The organism is Thermoanaerobacterium calidifontis (assembly GCF_055381745.1).
The window spans coordinates 2,536,344-2,561,930 of record NZ_AP042436.1; the positions used below are offsets into that span (position 1 = coordinate 2,536,344).

At 39.8% G+C, this 25,587-nt stretch carries 21 protein-coding genes and 1 riboswitch; of the genes, 6 read left to right on the forward strand and 15 right to left on the reverse strand.

The genetic code is table 11. The features are described from left to right. Positions 1 to 29: 29 nt before the first annotated feature. Positions 30 to 1,628, reverse strand: a complete 1,599-nt coding sequence (locus ACZ42G_RS13100; RefSeq protein WP_464850761.1) for a CTP synthase — start codon at positions 1,626 to 1,628, stop codon at positions 30 to 32. 1,180 nt (positions 1,629 to 2,808) lie between these two features. On the opposite strand from ACZ42G_RS13100, the gene ACZ42G_RS13105 reads away from it, so the two are divergent. From ACZ42G_RS13105 to ACZ42G_RS13115, 3 genes are all read left to right on the forward strand, one after another. Next, positions 2,809 to 3,627 (forward strand): histidinol-phosphatase, encoded by an 819-nt coding sequence (locus tag ACZ42G_RS13105; RefSeq protein ID WP_464850763.1) that lies wholly within the window; start codon positions 2,809 to 2,811, stop codon positions 3,625 to 3,627. Positions 3,628 to 3,710: 83 nt separating this feature from the next. After that, positions 3,711 to 3,794: riboswitch (cyclic di-GMP riboswitch) on the reverse strand. Between the two features lie 145 nt (positions 3,795 to 3,939). Then, the gene (locus ACZ42G_RS13110) at positions 3,940 to 4,365 is read left to right on the forward strand and encodes a hypothetical protein (protein ID WP_085113480.1); all 426 of its coding nucleotides are present in this window, start codon (positions 3,940 to 3,942) and stop codon (positions 4,363 to 4,365) included. Then, complete coding sequence (locus ACZ42G_RS13115; protein ID WP_274893592.1) at positions 4,344 to 4,562, forward strand: type II toxin-antitoxin system HicA family toxin; 219 nt, start codon at positions 4,344 to 4,346, stop codon at positions 4,560 to 4,562. Before ACZ42G_RS13110 ends, ACZ42G_RS13115 begins: the two co-directional genes overlap by 22 nt. Positions 4,563 to 4,592: 30 nt before the next feature. On the opposite strand, the gene serA is transcribed toward ACZ42G_RS13115, so the two are convergent. From serA to ACZ42G_RS13155, 8 genes are all read right to left on the reverse strand, one after another. After that, the gene (gene serA, locus ACZ42G_RS13120) at positions 4,593 to 6,194 is read right to left on the reverse strand and encodes a phosphoglycerate dehydrogenase (RefSeq protein WP_464850765.1); all 1,602 of its coding nucleotides are present in this window, start codon (positions 6,192 to 6,194) and stop codon (positions 4,593 to 4,595) included. Between the two features lie 22 nt (positions 6,195 to 6,216). Beyond that, positions 6,217 to 7,302, reverse strand: a complete 1,086-nt coding sequence (locus ACZ42G_RS13125; protein ID WP_464850767.1) for a pyridoxal-phosphate-dependent aminotransferase family protein — start codon at positions 7,300 to 7,302, stop codon at positions 6,217 to 6,219. A gap of 126 nt (positions 7,303 to 7,428) precedes the next feature. Continuing rightward, positions 7,429 to 8,547 (reverse strand): glycerate kinase, encoded by a 1,119-nt coding sequence (locus tag ACZ42G_RS13130; protein WP_464850769.1) that lies wholly within the window; start codon positions 8,545 to 8,547, stop codon positions 7,429 to 7,431. A gap of 277 nt (positions 8,548 to 8,824) precedes the next feature. After that, complete coding sequence (locus tag ACZ42G_RS13135; protein ID WP_464850771.1) at positions 8,825 to 10,186, reverse strand: S41 family peptidase; 1,362 nt, start codon at positions 10,184 to 10,186, stop codon at positions 8,825 to 8,827. A 93-nt stretch (positions 10,187 to 10,279) separates the two neighbouring features. Beyond that, positions 10,280 to 11,185 (reverse strand): homoserine kinase, encoded by a 906-nt coding sequence (thrB, locus tag ACZ42G_RS13140; protein ID WP_464850773.1) that lies wholly within the window; start codon positions 11,183 to 11,185, stop codon positions 10,280 to 10,282. Further along, on the reverse strand, positions 11,178 to 12,233 hold the full coding sequence (thrC, locus tag ACZ42G_RS13145; RefSeq protein WP_464850775.1) for a threonine synthase: 1,056 nt from the start codon (positions 12,231 to 12,233) through the stop codon (positions 11,178 to 11,180). The genes thrB and thrC overlap by 8 nt, the downstream gene beginning before the upstream one ends. Beyond that, positions 12,233 to 13,492, reverse strand: coding sequence for a homoserine dehydrogenase (locus ACZ42G_RS13150; RefSeq protein ID WP_464850777.1), 1,260 nt, complete (start codon positions 13,490 to 13,492; stop codon positions 12,233 to 12,235). The genes thrC and ACZ42G_RS13150 overlap by 1 nt, the downstream gene beginning before the upstream one ends. A gap of 30 nt (positions 13,493 to 13,522) precedes the next feature. Beyond that, on the reverse strand, positions 13,523 to 13,963 hold the full coding sequence (locus tag ACZ42G_RS13155; protein ID WP_464850779.1) for an ACT domain-containing protein: 441 nt from the start codon (positions 13,961 to 13,963) through the stop codon (positions 13,523 to 13,525). Between the two features lie 201 nt (positions 13,964 to 14,164). On the opposite strand from ACZ42G_RS13155, the gene ACZ42G_RS13160 reads away from it, so the two are divergent. Further along, the gene (locus ACZ42G_RS13160) at positions 14,165 to 15,082 is read left to right on the forward strand and encodes a DUF4830 domain-containing protein (protein ID WP_464850781.1); all 918 of its coding nucleotides are present in this window, start codon (positions 14,165 to 14,167) and stop codon (positions 15,080 to 15,082) included. Positions 15,083 to 15,089: 7 nt separating this feature from the next. Here the strand turns inward: ACZ42G_RS13160 and ACZ42G_RS13165 are convergent, their stop codons facing one another. Next, complete coding sequence (locus ACZ42G_RS13165) at positions 15,090 to 15,869, reverse strand: MBL fold metallo-hydrolase (protein ID WP_464850782.1); 780 nt, start codon at positions 15,867 to 15,869, stop codon at positions 15,090 to 15,092. Positions 15,870 to 16,262: 393 nt separating this feature from the next. Between ACZ42G_RS13165 and ACZ42G_RS13170 the strand changes: the two genes are divergently transcribed. Then, positions 16,263 to 17,951 (forward strand): 2-oxoacid:acceptor oxidoreductase subunit alpha, encoded by a 1,689-nt coding sequence (locus ACZ42G_RS13170; protein WP_464850784.1) that lies wholly within the window; start codon positions 16,263 to 16,265, stop codon positions 17,949 to 17,951. A 20-nt stretch (positions 17,952 to 17,971) separates the two neighbouring features. Then, entirely contained in the window at positions 17,972 to 18,820 is an 849-nt protein-coding gene (locus tag ACZ42G_RS13175) for a 2-oxoacid:ferredoxin oxidoreductase subunit beta (protein WP_085113682.1), read from the forward strand. 41 nt (positions 18,821 to 18,861) lie between these two features. On the opposite strand, the gene ACZ42G_RS13180 is transcribed toward ACZ42G_RS13175, so the two are convergent. The 5 genes from ACZ42G_RS13180 to cas2 form a co-directional block, all read right to left on the reverse strand. Next, positions 18,862 to 20,733, reverse strand: a complete 1,872-nt coding sequence (locus ACZ42G_RS13180; protein ID WP_274893601.1) for an ABC transporter ATP-binding protein — start codon at positions 20,731 to 20,733, stop codon at positions 18,862 to 18,864. Further along, positions 20,733 to 22,958 (reverse strand): ABC transporter ATP-binding protein, encoded by a 2,226-nt coding sequence (locus tag ACZ42G_RS13185; RefSeq protein ID WP_464850787.1) that lies wholly within the window; start codon positions 22,956 to 22,958, stop codon positions 20,733 to 20,735. The genes ACZ42G_RS13180 and ACZ42G_RS13185 overlap by 1 nt, the downstream gene beginning before the upstream one ends. Continuing rightward, positions 22,952 to 23,455 carry a MarR family winged helix-turn-helix transcriptional regulator gene (locus ACZ42G_RS13190; protein ID WP_464850788.1) on the reverse strand — a complete coding sequence of 168 codons (504 nt, stop codon included), beginning with the start codon at positions 23,453 to 23,455 and terminating at the stop codon, positions 22,952 to 22,954. The genes ACZ42G_RS13185 and ACZ42G_RS13190 overlap by 7 nt, the downstream gene beginning before the upstream one ends. Positions 23,456 to 23,571: 116 nt before the next feature. Further along, positions 23,572 to 25,140: a ClC family H(+)/Cl(-) exchange transporter gene (locus ACZ42G_RS13195; protein WP_274893604.1), complete on the reverse strand. Its 1,569-nt coding sequence runs from the start codon at positions 25,138 to 25,140 to the stop codon at positions 23,572 to 23,574. 171 nt (positions 25,141 to 25,311) lie between these two features. After that, on the reverse strand, positions 25,312 to 25,575 hold the full coding sequence (gene cas2, locus ACZ42G_RS13200) for a CRISPR-associated endonuclease Cas2 (protein ID WP_464850790.1): 264 nt from the start codon (positions 25,573 to 25,575) through the stop codon (positions 25,312 to 25,314). Positions 25,576 to 25,587 lie beyond the last annotated feature (12 nt).

Here is a 25,587-nt window from a genome sequence, read left to right on the forward strand (position 1 = left end):
TCAAAAAAAGGACCCGAAAGCGGATCCTTTTACTTTATTGATAATGCTGCAGCTATAAAATCTCTGAATAATGGGTGCGGTCTTAATGGCCTCGATTTAAACTCTGGATGGAATTGGGACGCTACAAAGTATGGATGGTCTTTTACTTCTATTATCTCTACAAGCCTATCATCTGGCGACAAACCTGATAATACCAGTCCTTTTGATGTTAGAAGCTCCCTGTATTCATTGTTAAACTCGTACCTGTGCCTGTGGCGTTCATATATAAGCTCGTCTTTGTAGGCATCGTAAGCTTTCGTGCCTTCCTTTAACTTGCATGGATATACGCCAAGCCTCATTGTGCCACCTTTCTCGTCTATATCTTTCTGTTCAGGCATAAGGTCTATAACAGGGTATGGTGTGGCACCGTTAAACTCTGTAGAATGGGCGTTTTTAAGTCCTGCTACATTTCTTGCAAATTCTATTACTGCACACTGCATTCCCAAGCAAAGCCCTAAGTACGGTATCTTGTTTTCTCTGGCGTACTGGGCGGCTCTTATTTTGCCTTCTACACCTCTATCGCCAAATCCTCCAGGCACCAGGATGCCTTTTGCACCTTTTAAAAGCTCATCAACCGTATCGTCATTTACATTCTCAGAGTTTACCCACCTTATCTTCACATTGGCGTCGTTGTATATACCGGCATGTCTTAACGATTCTACAACGCTTATATACGCGTCGTGCAGCTCAACGTATTTGCCGACTAAAGCTATCTCTACTTCTCTTTTTAGATTTTTCTCTTTTTCAACAAATGCTCTCCATTCCTTAAGATCAGGCTCACCAGCCGGCAGATTAAGCCTATTTATGACGTATTCATCTACTTTTTGCCTGTCAAGTTCCAATGGCACTTCATAGATGGAGTCTACATCGATATTTTCGATGACAGCATCTGGTTTTACATTGCAAAACATACCAATCTTTTCTTTTATGTCATCTGTAAGAGGAAATTCTGTCCTGCAGACGATCATGTCAGGTTGTATGCCAATAGATCTCAATTCTTTTACGCTGTGCTGCGTAGGCTTTGTCTTAAGTTCACCAGTCTTGCCTAAATGTGGTACAAGCGTAACGTGTATAAACATGACATTGTCTTTTCCTTCTTCAACACCTATCTGCCTTATAGCCTCTAAAAACGGCAGGCTTTCTATATCACCTACAGTACCACCTATCTCCACGATGACACAATCCACATTTTGCTCTTTTCCTACTCGCCTTATCCTGTCTTTTATCTCGTTTGTAATGTGTGGTATTACCTGAACCGTAGCTCCTAAATAATCGCCTTTTCTCTCCTTCGATATTACTGACCAGTACACCTTTCCTGTCGTTATATTACTGCTCTTCGTAAGGTTTATGTCTATAAATCTTTCATAATGGCCAAGATCTAGGTCCGTCTCTGCACCGTCTTCTGTGACGAATACTTCTCCATGCTGGTATGGACTCATTGTCCCAGGATCTATGTTTATATATGGATCGCATTTTATCACCGCCACGCTAATGCCGCGGCTTTTTAATAGCCTCCCTAATGACGCTGCTGTTATTCCTTTGCCTAATGATGACACAACACCGCCCGTCACAAATATATACTTTGACATCGTCTCACCTCATCTTTTATTTTATCTTATATCGTGCATTAAATGCGTTTAATTAAGTGAAAGGCATTAAAAAAATCTCTATTCTTAAAAATAGAGACTCTTATCCCTTTAATTTTTTGATAGTTTTTTTTAATTTTCTTCGATAATGACTCATCAAAAACACCCCAAAAAAAATAAATACTTTTTTATTATATATGAGATTTTTTTGAATGTAAAGGGGGTTGAAAAATAAAATAATGTGGTATAATATATATAGACAAATTTAAAACCTGTGGACACTTTGCATAGAAAAAGGTGAGGCCGTTACCCTCACCTTTTTCTCGACTATGTACATATCACTTCGTGTACCACTTAATTATTATCTCTAATAATTTAAGCAGTATTTCCGCGACTTTGTACCAGTCTATTTGGCGGTTTTCTCTCCGCCTTCTGCTACCTGTGGACACTTTGTCACCTCCTTTCTTGGAGGCTACCATTATTATATCATACGTTTTTACCTGTTATTGCAATGTTTTTACTGAAAAATGTTTGAAAAATAAAATAATGTGGTATAATATATATAGACAAATTTAAAACCAGTGGTCACAATGTTATAGAAAAAGGTGAGGATGGTACCCTCACCTTTTTCTCGACTATGTACATATCACTTCGTGTACCACTTAATTATTATCTCTAATAATTTAAGCAGTATTTCCATGACTTTGTACCAGTCTATTTGGCGGCTTCTTTTCCGCCTTCTTTTGCCACCAATGGTCACAATGTTCACCTCCTTTCTTGGAGGCTACCATTATTATATCATACGTTTTTACCTGTTATTGCAATGTTTTTACTGAAAAATGTTTGAAAAATAAAATAATATGGTATAATATATATAGGCAAATTTAAAACCAGTGGTCATTGTTTATAGAAAAAGGTGAGGCTGCTACCCTCACCTTTTTCTCGACTATGTACATATCACTTCGTGTACCACTTAATTATTATCTCTAATAACTTAAGCAGTATTTCTGTGATCTTGTACCAGTCTATTTGGCGGTTTTCTCTCCGCCTTTTGCCACCAGTGGCCATTGTTTCACCTCCCTTCTTGGAGGCTACCATTATTATATCATACGTTTTCTTGAGTTATTGCAATGTTTTTGTTTTGATATTATAATTAGTTTATCAATGTAAAGGGGGAAAATATATGCCATCAGATTATCACGTACACATAGAAAGAGGACCGTACACGATTGATTGGCTTAAAAAATTTGTAGATACGGCATTTGATAAAGGCCTTAAAGAGATAGGCATATCAGAGCATGGATACAGATTTGATAAAGGATACGATGCATTTGGAAGCGACGGCTTTAGAGGGGAATGGATTAAAAAGTACAACGGTCAAGACATAGATGAATATGTATCGCTTATAAATGAAGCAAAGTCTATGGGACTTCCTGTAAAATTAGGCATAGAAGCAGACTATATACCAGGCAAAGAAAAAGAGCTTATGGATTTCTTAAAGCCATATCCATGGGATTATGTGATAGGCTCCATCCACTGGATCGATGACTGGGGCATAGATCTTGATGACTGCCTTGATATCTGGGAGTCCTGCGATGTGGACTCTGTGTATTTAGAGTATTTTAATATGGTTGAAAAAATGGCTGAAACGGGTATCTTTGACTTTATAGGCCATATCGATTTGGTAAAAATTTTTAAGTACAGACCGACGCCAATGGTTTATGATAAAATAGAAGAAAATATTAAGAATATAGCAAAGATCGGAATAGCTGTGGAAGTTTCAACAGCAGGTTGGAGAAAACCTGTAGGTGAAATATATCCATCTAAAGAGATAATGTCAATGATTAAAAAGTACAATATCCCTATTCTTGTAAACTCTGATGCACATACGCCGGAAGATGTGGCAAGAGATTTTGACAAAGCATATAATTATGTGAAATCATTTGGGATTGACACACTTAATTATTTTGACAAGAGAAAAAGAATACCGTACAAGATATAAAATATACGCTAAAAGGATAAGCATAAGCTTATCCTTTTGCCGTATATAAAAACCCCTATCCCCATAAAGCAAAAAGCCGCAGTAAAGACTACGGCCGGTTGCACCACTATCTCCGCATAACCCAGGTGCCCAGATACAGGTTATGCTTCACAGAATCCTATATATTTTGTTTATATTTCTAATATTCGACATAAAACATAATTTTCCTTCTTTGATAAAAAATTTTTTTTACACTCAAAGCTATAAAATGTGCATAGTGTACATAATATACATAATATGATATAATGGGAGGTGATAGGGGGAATGAATAAGATGTTTACAGTTAATGCTACAGATGTACGCAAAGAATGGGCAGATTTCATCAATTCAGTTGTTCGGGAAAAACCTAAAATTATAAAGCGAACAAAGGATTACGTCTTTGTTTCTAATATAGACATGATTAAAGAAATGTTAACAGCTTATACATTTACAGCAAATGTTCTAAATGAAGATGATGGTACTGTAACAATTTCTTTAAATGAAATCGACATTGTTGTCAATGGCAAAGACGAAAATGAAGCATTAAATTTACTTGTTGCTGACATGATTGAATATGCAGAAGACTTTTATAACGATTTTCAATATTGGTATTCGGCTCCCAACCGTAGAGAACATCTACCTTATGTATTAAATATACTGCTACAAGATAATCCTGAAGGAGTTAAAAAGCTTATTAAATGCCAACATGGAAGGAATTAAAGCGCTTTTTAGAAAGAGACGGTTGGGAATTGTATAAAAAAACAGATCATTACTTTTATATAAAGCGGGATAAAGATGGAAATATACGACGCACAAAGGTTTCAATGGGTAGCGGCGAAATAAAGAAGCACTTATGGCAAGAGATCTTAAAAAAGCAATTACAAGTTACGGAAGAATATTTTAATAGCAAGATATAAAAAAATCTCCCATTCGAATGGGAGATTTTTTTATATCAGATTTTTCACTGCCTTTGCCCTCAATATGCTATTTAGTTTGTTTAATGATTCTACGGCTTCAATAGGGATTTCTCTATCTGTATTAACGATCATGAGAGCAGTCCCGTCGTTTTTATTGGGACTTACATGCATGGAAGATATGTTTATGCCAAAGTCCCCCAATACATTTCCGATGTGTCCAATTACACCTGGCACATCTTTATTTTTAACAAAAAGCATGTACTCTGTAGGCTCAAAGTTAACCCTGTGCCCCAAGTATTCTACGATGCGTATTTCATCGCCATACGTTGTCCCTGAAAATTTATAAGATTCTCCTTTTGTGTCAATCACATTTATGGTGACAAGGCTTGAATAATGATCTATTTCTTCTATCTTGCCATCTATTACTTCTATCCCCATTTCCTTTGCTCTTAGCCTTGCATTCACAATGCTTATGCCTTCTTTCAATGCAGGCTTTAAGAGTCCTTTCAAGGCGTGAAGCGTGACGACTTCAGTGTTTAGACCGGATATTTCTCCTCTGTATATTATCTCTACCGTTTTTGCAGGCACATCGCTTATTTGATAGTAAAGTGAACCCATTGCTTCGCAAAGCTTCATGTATGGCTTCAATTCTCCAAATTCATCGGCTTTTACATCAGGAAGGTTTACTATGTTGCCGTAAAGTTTTCCACTTAATGCCGTTATCACTTCTTTTGCTACAGATATGCCTACATTGTTTTGAGCTTCTACAGTTGAAGCACCTAAATGTGGTGTCACAACTACATTTGGAAGCTCTAAAAGCTTATTGTGAAAGTCCTGCTTTTCCCTGTCATAAGATGGTTCAACTTTAAACACATCCAGTGCAGCCGCAGCAACAATCCCTTCTTTGACTGCATCGTACAAAGCTTCTTCATTTATAAGTCCGCCTCTTGCGCAATTTACGATTCTCACGCCTTTTTTGACTTTCTTAAATTCCTCATGGCTTATTATGTCAATTGTCTCCTCCGTCTTTGGTGTATGGATAGTTATAAAATCAGATTCTTGCAAAAGCTCATCAAATGATACTTTTCTTACGCCAAACTTTTCAAAGCGGCTGTCTGGTATATACGGGTCATACGCAATGACTTTCATATCAAATGATGCAAGCCTTGTAGCAACTAACGATCCTATCCTGCCAAGTCCGATTATGCCTACAGTCTTTCCGCTTAGCTCCACACCTTTAAATTTGTTTCTGCGAAAGTCACCGTTTTTTGCGCCAATATACGCTTGTGGTATATTTCTGGCAATAGATAGCATAAGCCCAATCGTATGCTCTGCAGCCGATATGATGTTGCCTTCAGGAGTATTTACGACAATTATGCCTTTTTCCGTTGCTGCCAAAAGGTCTATATTATCGACGCCATTGCCTGCCCTTCCTATTACTTTTAAATTCTTTCCCTTTGAGATAAGTTCTTTATCGACGTTTGTGACACTTCTCACGACTATTGCATCGTAATCGCCTATGATTTCTAAAAGTTCTTCTCGCGATAGATCCAGTTTAAAGTCCACATCCGCATGATTCTTAAGGTACTCCAAGCCGCTTTCGGCTATTCTCTCCGTCACCAATACTTTCACAATAAATCCCCCTTAAATAAAATTAAGATAAATCCGATAATGCGCTTTTTAGTGCATCAAACGTCAAGTCAAGCATTTCATCTGTGACATAGCCCATGTGGCCAATCCTGATTATCTTGCCTTTTAAATGCCCTTGTCCACCTGTCACAAGCACGCCTTTTTCTGACATGTGGTTTATTATATCTCCAGCTTTATATCCTTCTGGCACTTCTATTGCCGTCAAAAGATCTGACGATATGGCCTCGTCTGGGAAAAGCTTAAGCCCCATGTCTTTTACGGTCTTCCTTACTTTTTCGCCGATTAAGTGCTGATTTTTGTATACTGTGTCCATACCTGTGCTAAGAAGCATGTCTGTGGCTTTTTTTACAGCCATCACAGTGGAAACTGCTGGTGTATATGGATTGTCCGGCTTTTCGTTTTGCACGCCTTTTCTCGCTTTTTTAAGGTCAAAATAATACTTAGGAAGATCAGACTCCTCTGCCATCTGCCACGCCCTCTCGCTTAATGCAACAAAGCTTAATCCCGGCGGAGACATGAGGCACTTCTGTGAACAGGTGATAACCGCATCCAGTCCCCATTCATCCATGTCGAGAGGTATGCCGCCTAATGAGCTTACAGCGTCGACTACCATAAGCGCACCGTACTTTTTGGCTACATCAGCTATTGATTTTACGTCATTTGTGACGCCTGTTGACGTCTCATTCTGCGTCACAATCAAAGCCTTGTACTTATGTTTTTTCAAGGCATCGTCTAAAATGTCAAGATGGACTGCATTGCCCCAACCAAAATCGATAATATCAGAATCAAGTCCGTAAGCTTTTGTAATGTCGTAAAACCTCTCTCCAAAATGGCCTATGCTGGCCACCAAGACTTTATCGCCTCTTTTAAAGAGATTCGCCACGACGGCTTCCATGCCACCTGTACCAGATGACGTCAGCGTCAACACATCCATACTTGTTTTAAATATCTTTTTAAGATTTGAATTAAGATCTGAAAATAATTTAAAATATTCCGGCGTCCTATGGTGATACGGCTGAAGGTGGCATACGTCCAACACTTCCTTTGGTACCATAGTAGGTCCCGGTGTCATGAGAATCCTATTTTTCATAAGCTTCACACCTTTTTAAATATTTATTTAATATGATAAACTATTAAAGAAAAAAATGCAATAGTAAAAAACAAATGTCTACTATAAGTAGACATTATGATATGTATTAGTTTACCTTATACAAATTTAAACAAATAAGCGGATTATGTCCTCCATCCTGTCAGATATAAGCCTTTTGGCATCATGCATGGCTTCATCTATCGTCATAGGTCTATCCACTATGCTAAACAAAGCTGTAACACCTATTTTATAAAGCTCTTTGTATCCATAGCCTAAACCGCCTGAGAGGATTATGACTTTCTTGCCATATTTTTGGGCAATCGTGGCTATACCTGCCGGCGCCTTGCCAAACGCAGTTTGAAAGTCTGTGTTGCCTTCGCCTGTTATGACTATGTCGCAAGACTTTATCTTTTCCTCCAGTTTGGCAACCTCCATCACTATCTCTATGCCAGGCCTCATCTTGGCATTTAAAAATGCTATCAAGGCAAACCCCAATCCTCCTGCTGCGCCAGCACCTTTTGTATCTTTAAAGTCCTTTCTAATCGTCTTTTCTACGACTTTTGCATAGTGGTATAAGTTCTTATCAAGGATATTTACCATTTCAGGTGTGGCGCCTTTCTGAGGGCCGTAAACGTAAGATGCACCGTTTTTGCCGCAAAGGGGATTAACTACATCTGATGCCACTGTGAAGCTGCTTTCGTATATCCTCTTATCCAAGCCGTCTACGTCTATTTTCTTTAACTTTGAAAGATTTCCTCCACCATAAGGTATGTCCTTCCCGTCTTCATCTAAGAGCTTCGCTCCTAAAGCCTCCATCATGCCTGCACCGCCGTCATTTGTGGCGCTGCCGCCTAAGCCTACGATGAACCTGCGGCATCCTTCGTCAAGGGCTTTTCGTATAAGCTGTCCTACACCGTACGTAGTAGTGACTAAAGGATTTCTCATGTCATCTGGCACAAGGTTTAAACCAGACGATGCAGCCATCTCTATGACCGCTGTGCCATCATCTAAGATTCCAAAAAAGCTTTTTACAGTATTGCCAAGAGGGCCTATCACTTCTGTTTCTATGATTTTCCCACCTGATGAAGAAATCAATGCGTCTACTGTGCCTTCTCCGCCGTCAGCTATAGGCACTTTTATAATCTCAGCATCTACAACTCTTTCTATACCTTCCGTCATAGCCTCTATGACTTCCTTTGATGACAAACTTCCTTTGTAGGAGTCAGGCGCGACTAATATCCTCACTGTCTCACCACCTGTTTTAACGAAATATCTTTTCCATAATAGTAAATGTTTTGATAAGAAGACAATTTTGGATGGGTGAAGCGACTTGTTGGAAAGCGATAACTAAACTTGGCGAGATCGACGAACGAAAGCAGGGTCGAAGCCAAGGATGGCTGAGACGGGCACTTGAGGCATGGACGCCGAATGTGCCCGGAACCCTGCTGAAGTTCAAGATAGAGCTTTAGTTTAGTCGCTTTTCAACTCTGAGAGCGAACGAATCAAAATTGTCTTCTCTCATCTATTGTTGATTTAAAAGCTCAATGGCCTTGTCAAGCTGTGCATCGTTTTGAAGTGTCAAGCCGTAGAAGTACGAAAGTGCATCGACAGTGCCTCTATCCATGACACCTGTTGCTGGAATGCCTGCGTACTTTTGGAAGCTTATAAGTGCATCGTACGTATCATTGCCAAAGTACCCATTTGGCTCACCTTTGTAGTAGCCTAAAAGGCTTAAGTACGACTGCAAAAGCTCTACATTGTATCCCGTATCGCCTTTTTTCACATCATCTGTGTATATAAGCTGAGGCAAAAACACTCTGCTGTCCTTCACTTCCACATCAGGTTTAAGCCCTACTCCGTTTATGGAGCGGCCAGATGGAAGCAAATACTTAGCGATTGTAAGCTTCATGCCACTGCCATCAGAAAATGGAAATACCTCTTGCACTGTCCCTTTGCCATAGGAATTTTCCCCTACAAGGATTCCGGCTTTTGTGTCTTGTATTGCGCCAGATAGTATTTCCGCAGCAGATGCAGTGTTTCCATTTATGAGAACTGCTATCTTGTACTTAGGGTTTTTCAAGTATGAATAGTACGTCTCATTTCCGCCGTTCATAGCCACCGTTACAACAGGCCCTGCAGGCACAAAGAAATTAGCCACATCTACAGCCTCTTGAAGATACCCGCCAGGATTATCCCTTAAGTCTATGACAAGCTTATTTATATTGTTTTGATCCATATAGTCAAGTGCTTTTGCTACATTGTCATAAGTATTTCCGTTAAACTCACTTATGCTTATGTACCCAACACCGTTTATTATCTTGTATGTGACAGGATTTATGCTTATTACATCCCTTACAAGCTTGTACTCTAAAGTCTTTCCGTTTGCAAGAAAGTCGATAGTTACAGTTGTTCCCTTATCACCTTTTATGAGGTTTGTGACGTCTGCTATGTCCATGCCTTTTACGTCTTTACCATCGACAGATTCTACTATGTACCCGCTTTGTATGCCTGCCTTATAGGCTGGAGAACCTTTTATAGTAGATACTACCACTATGTCCTGTCCTCTTTCTTCTACTTCCAAGCCGACTCCTGTAAATGTGCCTGAAGTAGATTCCATGAAGGAATCCATCTCATCTTTTGTGAAATACGTGCTGTACTTATCAAGTGAAGATAGTATGCCTTGTATGGCACCTTGTTCCATCTGATCGTACGTAACATCACCTGCATAATTTTCTTTTATAAACTGCATAAATGAGCCTAAATCATTTAGATAGCTGCTTATGTCGTCTTGTGTTGCTGTTGCGGCAAAAGCCACCATAGGTGCAGATAAAACAAGTGTCAATACGATTACAAATGCCATAAAAATTGATAAATGCCTCTTCATAAGATAGCCTCCTTAAGAATAATTTACCTTAATTATATCACAAAATTTTTGCTGAATTACATAAATACGAAATAAAGGCCTAATATTAGACCTTTATATGATTGTAGCGCCGTCATTGTCGCACTTTAACTTATAAACGCTACACTCTATGTTTCTATCTTTGTACACTTTCTTTATGGCTTCCTCCACGCGGCTTAAGGCACTTTTATCGACCATAGCCATCATGGTAGGTCCTGCACCGCTTAAAAATGCAGCATAAGCTCCTTTATCCAACGCCTCCTCTATTACGTAGTACATCTCTTTAATGAACTCTTTTCTGTACACCTGATGAAGCATATCCTGCGAAGCATATTTAAGCAAATCATATCTGCCTGAAAATATGGACGCCGTAAAAAGGGATGATCTTCCCACGTTAAATACTGCGCTTCTAAATTCGATGATAGACGGCAACACGCCTCTTGCCTTTGAAGTCAAAAGCTCTCTTTTAGGGTAAAAGGCCAAAAACGCAATATTATCGTCCAACTCTTTTTTTACAAAATAAGTCTTTTTCCCATCAAAAGTAGCCACATTGAAGCCGCCGTTTAAAGCAGGCGATACGTTGTCAGCATGGCCTTCCATCGATGAGGCTATATCTAATAATTCATCGCGGCTTAAAGGACTTCCGATTAAGGCATTTGCAGCTACAAGGCCGCCTACTATAGCCGCTGCACTGCTTCCCAAACCACTTCCCGTCGGAATGCCATTTTTAGACTTTATGTAAAGCCCATCTACAGAAATATTGGCTTTGTCAAAAATTTTCTTGGCTGCTTTGTAAATCAAATTTTCTTCGTTCCGTTCTATATTTAAAATGCCTTCCCCTTCAACATCAATTTCAAGTTTATGGCCTTTTATCTCCATGTAGATTTCATTGTAAAGATTTAGCGCAATACCCAGGCAGTCAAATCCAGGGCCTAAGTTAGCTGTAGATGCAGGCACCCTCACGCAGACAGACTTAACCATATATTGCACCTTCTAATGATTTTAAGTCAGCATCCACAGTCTTTACGCCTTTCCCACCCAAATTTATGGCTGTATCAGGATCTTTAAGCCCGTTTCCTGTCAAGACGCAGACGACAGTATCTCCCTCTTTGAAAAGACCCTCTCTGTACTTCTTTATGACGCCTGCAATAGAAGCACATGAGGCAGGCTCTGCAAAAATCCCTTCCCTCTTAGCAAGGTACGAGTACGCCTCTAATATCTCATCGTCCGTCACCTTGTCAATAAGGCCACCTGATTCGTCCCTTGCAGCGACAGCTTTCTGCCAACTGGCTGGATTGCCGATTCTTATAGCTGTGGCTATCGTCTCAGGATGCTCAAATACCCTGTTTTCTACGATAGGTGCTGCGCCTGCCGCCTGAAATCCTATCATCTTAGGCAGACTATCGATCATGCCATTGCGGTAATACTCTTTAAAGCCCATCCAATACGCCGTAATATTTCCTGCATTGCCAACAGGAAGTGCCAGATAATCAGGAGCCTTCTTAAGCGTATCGCATATTTCAAACGATGATGATTTCTGCCCTTCCAACCTGTACGGGTTTATGGAATTTACTACGGTTATAGGGTGCTTTTTAGATATCTCCCTGACGAGGTTTAATGCGTCATCAAAATTGCCGTTTATGGCGACGACTTCTGCACCATAAGCTATCGCCTGAGCCAGTTTGCCTAATGCTATCTTTCCACCTGGAATCAGGACTACGCATTTAAGTCCGGCCTTTGCCGAATAAGCAGCCGCCGATGCAGACGTATTGCCAGTAGATGCACAGACGACAGCTTGTGAGCCTTCCTGCTTTGCCATAGATACAGCTACCGTCATGCCTCTATCTTTAAAAGAGCCTGTAGGATTTAGACCTTCATACTTTAAGTAGATCTTTAGCCCCGGAAAATCCTTCTCGATGTTTTCAGCTTCTATAAGGGGTGTATTTCCTTCTTTCAGCGTGATTATGTTCTCATCGTCTATTTTAGGCATATAGCTTCTGTACGACTTTATTATTCCATCCCATTCCATCATTCTTCCCCCTCTACTCTTATTACGCTGGCGACTCTGTCAACCTCTTTTAGTCTTTCTATTTCATCCAATGCATCAAACAGATTCTTTGTCAAGGCATTGTGGGTTATAAGGACTATCTCAGCATATTCTCCCAATACCTCTTTTTGAACGACAGACACTAAGCTTATGCCTTCCTGCCCTAAAACTCCTGTGACTTTGCTCATGACGCCAGGTTTATCAAGTGCTATTATCCTTATATAGTATCTGGATACTGTATCCACGATGTCTTTCATCACTGCATCATCATAGCCGTTTTGAGTAGGTATGTGATTTGCCACATCTATGACATCGGCCACAACTGCACTGGCTGTAGGCATCATGCCGGCGCCTTGTCCGTAGAACATAAGCCTTCCAACCGCATTGCCTTCCACCAAGATGGCATTGTATACACCGTTTACCCCATTTAGCGGGTTTTTCTTTGATATCATGACAGGATGTACCCATGCTTCCAACTTTTCATCTTCGTCAAGCCTGCCAAAAGCTATAAGTTTAATGGTAAAGCCCAATTCATCGGCGTACTTTATATCCTCTTTTGATATGGTCCTGATGCCTTTTGTATATATATTATCAGGCATGACGTACTTGTTAAACGAAAGTGTGCAAAGGATGGCAAGCTTTCTTGCAGCATCAAACCCATCCACATCGTCTGTAGGGTCCAGCTCAGCATACCCTTTCTGCTGTGCCTCTTTCAATACTCCTTCAAAGCTTAGCCCCCTCGACTTCATCTCTGTCAATATATAGTTGGTGGTTCCATTCAAGATCCCTTTTATCTCGTGTATCTTGTTGGCAGCAAGGCAGCTTTTCAAAGGCCTTATGATAGGTATACCTCCACCTACTGACGCCTCGTAAAGGAGGTTTACGTTGTTTTCATCTGCCAGCTTTATAAGCTCTTTGCCATGTTTTGCAATGACTTCTTTGTTGGCTGTAACGACATTTTTGCCTCTTAATATGGCTTCTTTCATGTACTCCAGTGCTGGGTGCTCTTTCCCCATAACTTCCACAACCACATCTATCTCTGGATCATCTAAGATGTCGTAGGGATCTATGGTTATTTTGCCCTGTGCTTCTTTGATCCTTTTCTTCTCTGGATCCTTCACAAGTATCTTTTTAATCTCTATCTTCTGGCCAATCTTTTTCTCAATGGCATCCCCATTTTCTTCTATCAGGTGTACAACACCTGAACCGACAGTTCCAAGCCCCATTAAACCTATCTTCACAGCAAATTCCTTCCTCTCTAAAACAATATTTTATTCGCCAAGAATCTCTACTTTTCTGACACCGTTCTCTTCTTCTATTTTCTCTATAAGCTCCTCGATGCCTTTTACCATGTACTGCGTGTCTATGGATATAGAGACACTTGCAACGCCAAGGGACGGCATACTTTGGTTTATAGTTATGACATTGCCCTTCATCATGGCGATTACATCAAGTATTGACGACAGTATCCCTGGCATGTGCTCTAATAAAAGGGACAGGGTCACTATCTTCCCTTTAGAAAATTTGGAATAAGGGAAAATATAGTTTTTGTACTTGTAAAACGCACTTCTCGATAAGCCTGCTTTTTTCACTGCCTCGTTTATGGTCTTAGCTTCACCTGTCTCCAAAAGCTCTTTCGCCAAGATGGTCTTTTTCAATGCTTCAGATAGTACTTCTTCCCTTATGATGTAAAATTTGCTTTCTTCCTGCAAGATTCCGCCCCCTTTCAGTCATGTATCTATATAGTGTACATATATCCATGTATTGTGAACATTTTATCACAGCTTTTTAAAAAAATCAAGTGCAAATTATCTTTTGGACATAAATGTGCCTTAAAAAATTTATAATTTTGTAACGAATTAGCATTTAATTTGTTATATAATATAAGTAAATGTTTTAAAGGGGAGATGAATTTGAAGAAATTTTTGATTTTTGTGTGTATTGCCTTGACGATATTTTTGACTGCTTGTTCTGGCGGCCAATTTAATGTTTATAATGATGATACGAAGTTTTTGCTTAAATACGGCTTTAGCCCTGAGAAAGAATCTCCTTACTTTGATGTGACGATACCATCAGATTGGAAGATTCAAAGCACATCTATGCCTGTTGGACTTTATTGGACTGAAGTGAATTTTTTGTCGAGAGACATAGGGTATAATATAGAAAAGTACAAGGGCAAGACAGTAAAAGCTGTGATCTACAGGTTGAATGAAAAACTTCCTGGACAGGGTGAAAGCAGCAAGTACACATACCCTGTCAATGCAGTCATCTTACGGGATGGAGAAAATATAATAGGAGCGTGGCTTGAATTCAACGCATCAACGCCTCTTTCGCTTAAGAAAAATTACATCGAGACCCTTACAGAAAGGCCTTGGATAGACTGGGTCGCATCCCACGGTTTCCTAAAGCAAATGTCATCACCATCCATAGACAAGCTTACACCTGAAGAATTAATATACGCGTATTTTAACGGTATAAACAAAGGCGACAAAGGCTTAATATATTCAACTCTATCTATCGATGTGCTGCACGATATGCTTTACATCAATAGACCTGCAGGCGTCCTTTACAATGCCGATTTTGAGTCAAACAGCCTGGAACTAAATACAAAATCGGCAACTGTATTAAGCATAGATGAAAATAAAAGTTACACACCTTCAAAGAATAGAAATATCTACGAGAGCAAAGAGTACAAAGTGACAGTAAATCTGACGTTAAAAAGTGAAAATAATACATCTATAAGAAGTGGAAGAAATACGTTCTTCTTTATAATAGCAAAGTCAACAAAAGACTCACCGTGGAAGATAGAATCAATAGGAACAGGGCCATAAGGCCCTTTTATATTTCCACAATATCGCTTTCTGCATACCGCAAAGCCATATTTATCTCGTAGTCTATGCCTTCTTCCTTAAGCGCATCTACAACCGTCTTGTACGCTATCTCTGGTTTGTTGTTGTTTTGGCTTAGATGTCCTAAGTAGATTTTGCCTATCGATTTAAGCTTTATAAACTTCTTTATGGCCTCTGCTGCATCTTTATTGGAAAGATGTCCATGTGGCGAAAGTATTCTTTTCTTTAAAGGCCATGGGTACGTGCCGTTTATCAGCATATCCACGTCGTGATTTGACTCTAATAGCACTACGTCAGAGTCCATTATGTTCGCTGCCACCCCTCTACTTATATACCCTAAATCTGTAGCGATGGTGGCTTTATTCTGACCGCAAAAAAACGAGAAACCTACAGGTTCTGACGCATCGTGGGACTTTTTAAATGGCCGTATCTTTACATCGCCTAATGTAAAGTCTTCGCCTGTCTTGAAAAATCGCTTGTTGTGAGGCTCAATATCTCCTATAAAGCCTTCCATAGAAGTCCATGTGGCCTCATTGGCATAGATGGGAATATCATACCTTCTGGACAATATGCCTGCGCCTTTTATGTGGTCGTTGTGTTCATGCGTTATCAAAATCGCTGAGATACTGTGCGGATCTACATCTATGTTTAAAAGGCTTTTTTCTATTGTACTGCCGCTTAAGCCTGCGTCCACAAGTATATGTACATCTTTATATCCTATATATGTGGCATTTCCGCTGCTTCCAGATCTAAGTGAACAGAACCTCATAAGATACCCAAAAACGGGGCTACCCCCTTCCAAATTTCATAAGTCCTCTAATATTATATAACAAGTAGAATCCTTTTTCTATGGCAACTTGAAGAAAGTCTTTTTTCAAGACTTATCAACATATAAAATGTGAGCAACTTTTTTCACAGCACTTACACAGTCGTTTTTTGTCTAAAAATAGTACATTCGAGGTAAGAGTTTTTAACACAGGACTTATCCACATATGCACATTTACATGTGGATAACTCGTGGGATAATCACAGGCGAATTGTTTTAGCTGTTTTCATCTGTAAAATGTATTTATTTAAAAATAATATTCCATTTTTATTGATAATAATTATCAATAGTGGTATAATTGAATTACAAGATATTGTAAATAAGGGGGACTAATGTATGGACTACAATGTATTGATCGGCGGTGCTGCCGGTCAGGGAATAGACACCTTGTCATACATAATCGAAAAAACCTTGAAAAGATGCGGCTTGTACGTATTTTCCATGAAAGATTACATGTCGCGGGTAAGAGGCGGTCACAACTTCATTCAGGTAAGGTTCGGTGACAAACCGATTCATTCACACGATGAGAAGTTTGATGCCATAATCGCTCTCGATGAAGACACTGTAAATTTGCACGCTAAAAGTTTGAAACCTTCAGGAAAACTCATCTTAGACAAATCCATTTCAGATAACGACACATACTTGTCATTTGATTTTAAAGCAGTTGCAAAAGAGTGCGGCAATCCCCGCGTTTTAGGCACTGCTGCCGTAGGCGTACTGCTTAAACTTTTTGGCATTCCATTAGACGTATCTCATACCGTATTAGACGATGAATTCAAAGGCGATGTGCTTAATGCAAATATAAAGGCTATCGACGCTGGCTACAGCATGGCAAAGCAGATTTTTAACGTGCCGCTTGGAAAAAAGGATGACAACATCTACATAAGCGGCAATGAAGCTATCGCATTGGGAGCTATCGCTGCAGGAGTCAAATTTTACTCAGGATACCCTATGACACCATCTACAAGCGTCATGACCTACATCGCTAAGAAATCGCATGATGCAGGCATAGTAGTTGAGCAAGTAGAAGATGAGATATCTGCCATAAATATGGCATTAGGAGCCTCCTACGCCGGAGTAAGGGCCATGACAGGAAGCTCAGGTGGAGGATTTGCACTGATGGTGGAAGGCATAAGCTTAGCAGGGATAACAGAAATCCCTATCGTCATAACGGAAGTCCAAAGGCCGGGACCTGCCACAGGCTTTCCAACAAGGACAGAGCAAGGGGATCTAAGGTTCATAATCCATTCAGGCCACGGTGAATTTCCAAAGATGGTGATATCATTAAGAAACCCGGAAGATGCTTTTTATCAGACTGCAAGGGCATTCAACATAGCAGACAAGTACCAGATACCTGTCATACTTGTAAGCGACCAGTACCTGGCAGACTCTGGTGTGACTGTAAAGCCTTTTGACTTCACTAAGGTGACAATAGAAAGGCATATATCAGGCCATGAAGCATTGGAAAATGGCGTGTATAAGAGGTACAAACTGACGGAAAGCGGCATATCACCAAGGATAATACCAGGCAAAGTGGAAGGCGCCACAGTCCTTATAGATAGTGATGAACACGATGAATTTGGCCACATTACAGAGTCGGAAGATGTAAGGGTAAAGATGGTAAATAAGAGGATGAAAAAATTTAAGCTATTAAAAGAAGAAGTTCAAGAGCCCCTATTTGTGGGTGCTGAAAATCCAGATATCCTCATAACCTGCTGGGGTTCAACGTACGGTCCTGTAAAAGAAGCAGTAGACATGCTTTTAAAGGATGGAATGTCAGTAGGAGCATTGTCATTTGGCGATATATGGCCATTTCCTACAAAGCTTATAAAAAAGTACGGAAAATTTGCAAAGATGATAATAGATGTTGAGCAAAATGCCACAGCACAGCTTGACAGCCTCATGAGAGAAAACGCCCTTATAAAGGCAGATGAACACATACTTAAATATGATGGTCGCATGATGAGCTCAAGTTACATCTACGACAAAGTGAGAGAAATGACAAGATCGTCAAGCTTGTATTAAATTTAGGAAGGGATGATTTTATGAATACCGCATTTGAAACCTATGAAACGGCGTGGTGCCCTGGATGTGGAAACTTCGGCATACTTAATGCTTTAAAGGATGCCCTTACTGAGCTTGGACTAAAGCCACATCAAGTTGTGATAGCATCAGGAATAGGGCAGGCCGCAAAGATGCCACACTACATAAACGTAAACGGGTTTAACGGCCTTCACGGAAGGGCTTTGCCTCCTGCCACAGCCATAAACATCGTAAACAAGGACCTTAAAGTGATAATAGACTCCGGAGACGGCGATACGTACGGTGAAGGTGGAAACCACTTTATACACGCAATAAGGAGAAACGCTAACATTGCCCACTTCGTCCACGACAACCAAATATACGGCTTGACAAAAGGCCAAGCATCACCTACGACGGCAAAAGGTCAAAAGACAAGTTTGCAATTTGACGGCGTAATCTTAGACCCTGTAAAACCAATAAAGCTGGCTCTCACAATGGGAGCTGGATTTGTAGCAAGAAGCTTTTCTGGAAATTATGAACATCTTAAGAAGATGATGAAAGAAGCCATAATGTACGACGGCTACGCTCTTTTAGACATCTTCCAGCCATGTGTCACATTTAATAAGGTAAATACGTTTAAATGGTACAATGACAGGGTGTATGAGCTTCCAGACGACTACGACTACACCGATTTAGACAATGCCTTCAAAGTAGCTGATGAGTGGGGCGACAGGATACCGATAGGCATAATATACAAGGTGGAAAAACCTACGTATATAGATAATATAAGCTTTTTGAAGGATGGTCCACCATTGGTAGATGCTAAATTGGACCCGATGATGGCGGAAAAATACTTAGATGACTTTAGATAATTGAAAAAAAGGAACCACCTATTTGGATGGTTCCCTTTTTATTAGCTTGCGACTTCTTCATCTTCAAACTGGCTATTGTAAAGCTTAGCGTAAAATCCGCCTTTTGCAAGAAGCTCTTTGTGGGTGCCTTGCTCTACAATATCACCGTGATCCATGACAAGTATGAGATCAGCATCTCTAATCGTAGAAAGCCTGTGGGCAATGATGAAACTTGTGCGGTTTTTCATAAGGTTATCCATTGCCTTCTGTATGAGGATCTCTGTACGTGTGTCAACAGAGCTGGTGGCTTCGTCCAGTATCAATATCTTTGGATCTTTAAGTATGGCTCTGGCTATAGTTATAAGCTGTTTCTGCCCTTGTGATACGTTTGATGCTTCTTCGTTTAAAACCATGTTGTAACCATCTGGCAGCGTGTGAACGAAGTGATCTACATGAGCTGCTTTTGCGGCTTTTATGACTTCTTCATCTGTGGCATTTAAGTTTCCGTACCTTATATTGTCCATGATGGTGCCGTTGTAAAGCCAAGTATCCTGCAATACCATGCCAAACAATGACCTTAAATCGCTTCTGGTAAATTCTCTAATGTCATGTCCATCTATCAATATCCTTCCTGCGTTTACATCGTAAAACCTCATCAGGAGTTTTACCATCGTCGTCTTGCCAGCACCTGTCGGTCCCACTATGGCCACTTTTTGACCCGGTTTAATATCGGCTGAGAAGTCGTTTATTATTATCTTATCTGGTTTGTATCCAAAGTGCACGTGATCAAACTGCACATGGCCTTCCACATTTTCAAGTTTTACAGGATGCTCTATCTCAGGCACTTCTTCTTCCTCGTCTAAGAACTCAAACACCCTCTCGGCACATGCAGCCGTCTGCTGAAGTATATTGGATATGTTGGCGATCTGCGCCAATGGCTGTGTAAATGACCTTACGTACTGAATGAAAGCTTGTATGTCACCGACTTGTATAGTGCCATTTATCACAAGGTAGCTGCCCAATACCACAACGCCTACATATCCTAAGTTGCTTACGGAGTTCATTATAGGCATCATAAGCCCCGTTAAAAACTGGGATTTCCATGCCACATTGTAAAGCTCATTGTTGTACTCGTCAAATTTCTTTACGCTTCTTTCTTCGTAGTTAAATGCCTTCATGACTACGTGTCCGCCGTACATTTCCTCTACATGACCATTAACATGGCCAAGGTAATCCTGCTGCTCTCTAAAGTACTTCTGGGAAAAGCGTACTATAAGAGCGATGATTCCCATTGATACAGGTATCATCAAAAATGTAACACCTGTCATCTCTACGCTTATGGTAAGCATCATTATTAAAGCACCGATTACCGATGTGACAGATGTGATGATCTGTGTAATGCTCTGGTTTAATGTCTGGCTTATTGTATCAACATCATTTGTTATACGGGATAGTATTTCACCGTGGTTTGTGCCGTCAAAGTACTTAAGCGGCATGCGGTTTATCTTCTCCATTATGTCCCGCCTAAACTTGTAGGTGACTTTCATTGCCACGTTTGTCATTATCCAGCCTTGTATATAGCCAAGACCTGAGCTTAAGATGTAAAGGCCTATAAGCAGGAGGATTATTCTGCCAATGTAGTCGAAGTCAATATTTCCTGTACCTGCTATCTTTGCCATGACACCTTCGTAAAGCTTCGTTATAGCCTTGCTGAGTATCTTAGGCCCCGCTATAGACAGTGCTGCACTTCCTGCCGCAAAAAGTATGACGAAAAATATGGAAATCTTGTATTCGCCAAGATACTTCATCAATTTCTTCATTGTCCCTTTAAAGTCGTTGGCTTTCTCACCGCCCACCATAGGACCGTGACCGCCCATAGGACCACGTCCTCTCATGACGGGCCGCCTTGGAGTATTTGCGTTTCTTCCATCCATTATGCCAATTCCTCCTTTGAAAGCTGCGAATAAGCGATCTCTCTATACGTCTCGCAGGTTTTCATAAGCTGGTCATGTGTGCCTATTCCAGCTATTTTGCCATCATCTAAAACTATGATCTGATCTGCATTCATTATAGTTGATATGCGCTGTGCTACTATTATGACAGTGCTATTTCCAGTGTACTCCTTTAAAGCCTTTCTCAAAGCCCTATCTGTCTTGAAATCAAGCGCTGAAAAGCTATCGTCAAATATATATATCTCCGGTTTTTTGACAAGGGCCCTTGCGATAGACAGCCTCTGCTTCTGTCCACCTGAAATATTTGTAGCGTCTTGCGAAATTTCGCTGTCATAGCCATTTGGAAGTCTTTCTATAAACTCTGCTGCCTGAGCCACTTCTGCAGCCTTTTTAACTTCTTCATCTGTAGCATTTTCATTGCCGAACTTTATGTTTGACATGACAGTGCCTTTAAAAAGGGAAATCTTCTGAGGCACATAGCCAATCTTTTCCCTTAAATCGTGCTGCTTCACATCCCTTACATCTACGCCGTCTACTAAAACTTGACCTTCTGTGGCATCGTAAAATCTCGGTATCAAATTGACAAGGGTAGACTTTCCGGCACCGGTAGAGCCGATTATAGCTGTAGTCTTGCCTGGCTCTGCTTTAAAAGATATATTCGATATGGCATATTCCTCTGCTCCATGGTATTTGTATGAAACATTTCTAAACTCAACAACGCCTTTTTGAGTATCGTCAAACTTCTTGCTTTCCTTAGGATCCAAAACAGTAGGCTGTGTCTCCAATACCTCCGCAATACGGGATGCAGATACAGATGCCCTCGGTATCATGATAAACATCATAGACATCATAAGGAAGGCGAATATTATCTGTATAGCGTACTGCATAAATGCCATCATGTCGCCAACCTGCATCGACGAATTGGCAATGTCATGTGCACCTACCCATACAATGAGAAGGGTTATGCCGTTCATTATAAGCATCATGACTGGAAACATAGTGATCATGACGCGGTTTATGAATAGCATCGTATTTGTGATGTCGCGATTTGCCTTATCAAACCTGTTTTCCTCAAACTCTTGAGTATTAAAAGCCCTTATAACCATCATGCCAGCCAAATTCTCGCGGGCCACAAGATTTAACCTGTCCACCAACTTCTGCACAGACTTGAATTTAGGCAATGCAATAGAAAACACAGTTGAAACCAACCCTAAAAGCACTATGACTGCCAATGCTATTATCCATGACATAGACGCACTTTTCCCAACGGCTCTTATGACACCGCCTATGCCTATCATAGGAGCGTAGAATATCATCCTTATCATAAAGACGATAAGCATTTGTATCTGGGTTATATCGTTTGTGGTCCTTGTTATCAAAGACGCTGTGGAAAACTTATCAAATTCTTCATTTGAAAAGCTCTCAACTCTCGTAAAGAGCTTCTTCCTTATGTCCCTTGAAAAACCAGCGGCAACTCTGGAACCTAAAAATCCCACCATTATGGAACATGCCGCGCTTAAAAGAGTAATGAGTAGCATTATAAGCCCTGTAGATAAAATGTAGTTGGTTTGGATCTTGTCTGTATTTACTCCCAATGATTTATACTCTGACTTTACTGCTGGAGTAGCAGCCTGTATAACCATGTTGTCGCCAAGGGAAGTAAACTTCTTATTCATGTCATCAGTTATTTTCTGCCTCTCTGATTCAGGAATCTTTGCAAATAGCGCAAATAGATCGGCATTTGCTGGGATCTTCATGTTGTTAAATGTGATAAATCCGCCTTTAGCGCTTGACTTCATCTTTTCAACACCTGATACAGCCAAGAACGCCTTGCCCATCGGAAGGTTTATCTTGTCTATCTCTGTCTTGTCTATGTTCTTCAATACGTATATAGGCTCTTTCTTTAAATCAGGATATTTTTTTACGTACTTATCGTAATCTGAGCTGTTTTTGTCAACTAACACATAATCATTTAATACATTGTTTTTATCACTGTCATTCATAAACAATGTCAGTTTATCCATGGTGCTTTTTCTTATGGCATCCGGCACAGCATTGACAATACCTCCTTGCTGTATGCCTTGATTTACTATGTTTGACATGTAGTCAGGAAGGGCCAAATCGCTCATTGCCTGAACAAATATAAATAGTATGGCAACAATAGTTATAAAGATGTATGGCTTAAAATATTTCCGTAATTTTAGCATCCATCAAAACCACCTTTCTTAAAATCATCACTACCTTGACTACTGCTTGATTCAATCAATTTCTTAAGGGTATTAAGCCCCTTTACGATATCAGCATGTTCTTCATCTGTCGCTTTGCTCATTATCGTCTCAAATCTCTCATAAATATTCTTGAAGCTTTCTTTAGACTTCTTTTTGAAATCCTCGTCTACTTTCACATAGACAACCCTCCTGTCATCGCTACTCCTTATTCTCTTTACCATGCCTTGCTTCTCCAGCCTGTCTACTATGCCTGAGACAGTGCTGCTTGATAGTCCCATCTTTTCACTTAAATCGCTTATCTTCATCTCTCCATGGTGCATAAGGATTCCGATGATCATGCCTTGAGGTCCCGTTATATTAAGATCCTTAAACTCGCTTTCCATGTTTTTGTGAATCATGTTCATTATTGACTTTAAAGTCTTTAAAACATCTATTCTTTCGTTGTACTCCTTCAAAAATTCTTCACCTTCTTTCACTATGTTTCTAAACCGTATATTTTGTACGCGAATATTTCGGATGCTAAATAATTATATCGCCGCAAAATAAAAAAGTCAATAGGCTTTCTGAAAATCCCATTAACTTTTTTCATAATTTATATTTCAGTCATCTTCCTTATATTGTTTTTTATGTTTACAACATCTTTTTCATTCCCCAGCAAGACTATATAATCACCAGCCAGTATCTTCGTATTTCCTTTTGGTATTATCTCCTTCCCACCTCTTTTTATTCCAACCACAAGGCAACTATGAGGCCATTCTATGTCTTTTAATTTTTTGCCATCTACAAAAGACCCTACAGCAACAGGCATCTCAAATAATATTTTAGCCGCATCATCACTTTCATCGACATTAGCCACGTTCACTTTGCTTTTTATTATCCTATCAAGCAGCGATTCATATATTGGTTCATTTCCGTAAAAGCCAGATACAATGTAAGCCGTTATGGATACAGTGCTTAAAGCAAGCAAATGGCTAAATGAACCTGTCATCTCCGTAACTAAGAGGCTTCCTGTTATAGGGGCCCTTACGATAGCAGCAAAATATCCAGCCATAGCTAACACAACAAAGTCCTTTAGGTATATGCTATTTATATTAAAGGCATGAATGATAGTTATGCCGTATAAATTGCCTATAAGCGCACCTATTGCAAGAAGTGGCATGAATATGCCTCCCGGCACTCCAGACCCATAGCTTATGATTGTAAAAAGGAATTTAGATATAAGCAATATGGCAACAAATACAAATCCTAAATCCGCACCACTTATCTTATCTACAAGGCTTTCGCCACCGCCAAGCACCATTGGCAGAAAAAACCCTACAATGACTGATAGCAAAAGAGGAATAAAGATCTTTAATTGGGGTATTTTTACATATTTATTGTACAGATCTTGCGATTTTAGAAGCGATTTGTTGAATATGATACCTCCAAAACCTATTATCACTCCCAAAAGCAGCAGATAAAAATATTGAGAAAACGGAACAATCGGCATATTAGCAATATCAAATACCGTCTTAAGTCCCAAAAAAGTATCTGTAATATATGTCGCAGTAAGGGATGATACCATTGATGACACAAGAACGATTGGAGAAAAATTTTTATGAAGCTCCTCCAAAGAAAATATAACCCCCGCTAACGGTGCATTGAACGCTGCAGCCAAACCAGCACCAGCGCCGCAAGTTATAAGGTACTTCTCTTCAAAGCGCATCCTTTTTAATGACCTGCTGACACCTTGACCTAAAGATGCACCAAGCTGGACACATGGACCTTCCCGTCCTAAAGACAGCCCAGCACCGATCATCAATATCGTACCTACAAACTTCATAATGAATATTTTTAGCCAATTTAATTTAAAATAGCCTATAATCGTCCCTTCCACCTGCGGTATGCCGCTGCCACTGATCATAGGCTCCAATTTAAGCATATAGTTTGTAAATATGCCTATCGCAACTAAAAATATAAGCCATATAGGCAAAAGATAAATCTTCGTTTCCAAAACTCTGTATACATCCAAAAGATAGATACCAGCTTTTTCTAATACAAACCTTAAAGCTGATACAACCAACCCTATCAAAACTCCAACAACTATCCCTTCTAATATCAATCTATCTTTGAAATTTTCCCTGTTTTTAAACATTTCATAAATATGACTGCTGCTTTCCATCAGTCCGCCTCCCATACGTTTCATAAAAAAATTATACAACAAATTTATATATATGTTAAGAGATAAGCTAGGACAAAAACCTTCCCTATGGCGCCAGTGGAAAGCAAAAATATCACCAAATATCTCTTGATGTTACCCAAAAAATAATAAATAGCGATTTCCTTTGGTAGCTCATACAAACAAGCTTTCTCCACCTTTTTCAAGCCCTATTATCTCTCTATCTGAATACTTAGTAGTTCTCAAAATATATATGATTACTGAATCCTCCTCCTTATCGATAATCCTTGAGATCTCACTCTTTAGTTTTCTAAAATTTGCATCAGATATTTCACCTTCCAAAACTGAATTTTGTACCCAATTTAGGTACTTTCTGCACGTCTTCAGAACCTTATTTACCCTTTTCTCATTTACATCATATACTAGTATGATAAACATAATATCACCCTT

Excerpts from the sequence above, each read along its gene's own strand:
- ACZ42G_RS13100 (WP_464850761.1), bottom strand. The coding sequence starts at position 1,628 with ATGTCAAAGTATATATTTGTGACGGGCGGTGTTGTGTCATCATTAGGC.
- ACZ42G_RS13105 (WP_464850763.1), top strand. The coding sequence starts at position 2,809 with ATGCCATCAGATTATCACGTACACATAGAAAGAGGACCGTACACGATT.
- ACZ42G_RS13110 (WP_085113480.1), top strand. The coding sequence starts at position 3,940 with ATGTTTACAGTTAATGCTACAGATGTACGCAAAGAATGGGCAGATTTC.
- ACZ42G_RS13115 (WP_274893592.1), top strand. The coding sequence starts at position 4,344 with ATGCCAACATGGAAGGAATTAAAGCGCTTTTTAGAAAGAGACGGTTGG.
- ACZ42G_RS13125 (WP_464850767.1), bottom strand. The coding sequence starts at position 7,302 with ATGAAAAATAGGATTCTCATGACACCGGGACCTACTATGGTACCAAAG.
- ACZ42G_RS13135 (WP_464850771.1), bottom strand. The coding sequence starts at position 10,186 with ATGAAGAGGCATTTATCAATTTTTATGGCATTTGTAATCGTATTGACA.
- thrB (WP_464850773.1), bottom strand. The coding sequence starts at position 11,185 with ATGGTTAAGTCTGTCTGCGTGAGGGTGCCTGCATCTACAGCTAACTTA.
- thrC (WP_464850775.1), bottom strand. The coding sequence starts at position 12,233 with ATGGAATGGGATGGAATAATAAAGTCGTACAGAAGCTATATGCCTAAA.
- ACZ42G_RS13165 (WP_464850782.1), bottom strand. The coding sequence starts at position 15,869 with ATGAGGTTCTGTTCACTTAGATCTGGAAGCAGCGGAAATGCCACATAT.
- ACZ42G_RS13170 (WP_464850784.1), top strand. The coding sequence starts at position 16,263 with ATGGACTACAATGTATTGATCGGCGGTGCTGCCGGTCAGGGAATAGAC.
- ACZ42G_RS13175 (WP_085113682.1), top strand. The coding sequence starts at position 17,972 with ATGAATACCGCATTTGAAACCTATGAAACGGCGTGGTGCCCTGGATGT.
- ACZ42G_RS13180 (WP_274893601.1), bottom strand. The coding sequence starts at position 20,733 with ATGGATGGAAGAAACGCAAATACTCCAAGGCGGCCCGTCATGAGAGGA.
- ACZ42G_RS13185 (WP_464850787.1), bottom strand. The coding sequence starts at position 22,958 with ATGCTAAAATTACGGAAATATTTTAAGCCATACATCTTTATAACTATT.
- ACZ42G_RS13195 (WP_274893604.1), bottom strand. The coding sequence starts at position 25,140 with ATGGAAAGCAGCAGTCATATTTATGAAATGTTTAAAAACAGGGAAAAT.
- cas2 (WP_464850790.1), bottom strand. The coding sequence starts at position 25,575 with ATGTTTATCATACTAGTATATGATGTAAATGAGAAAAGGGTAAATAAG.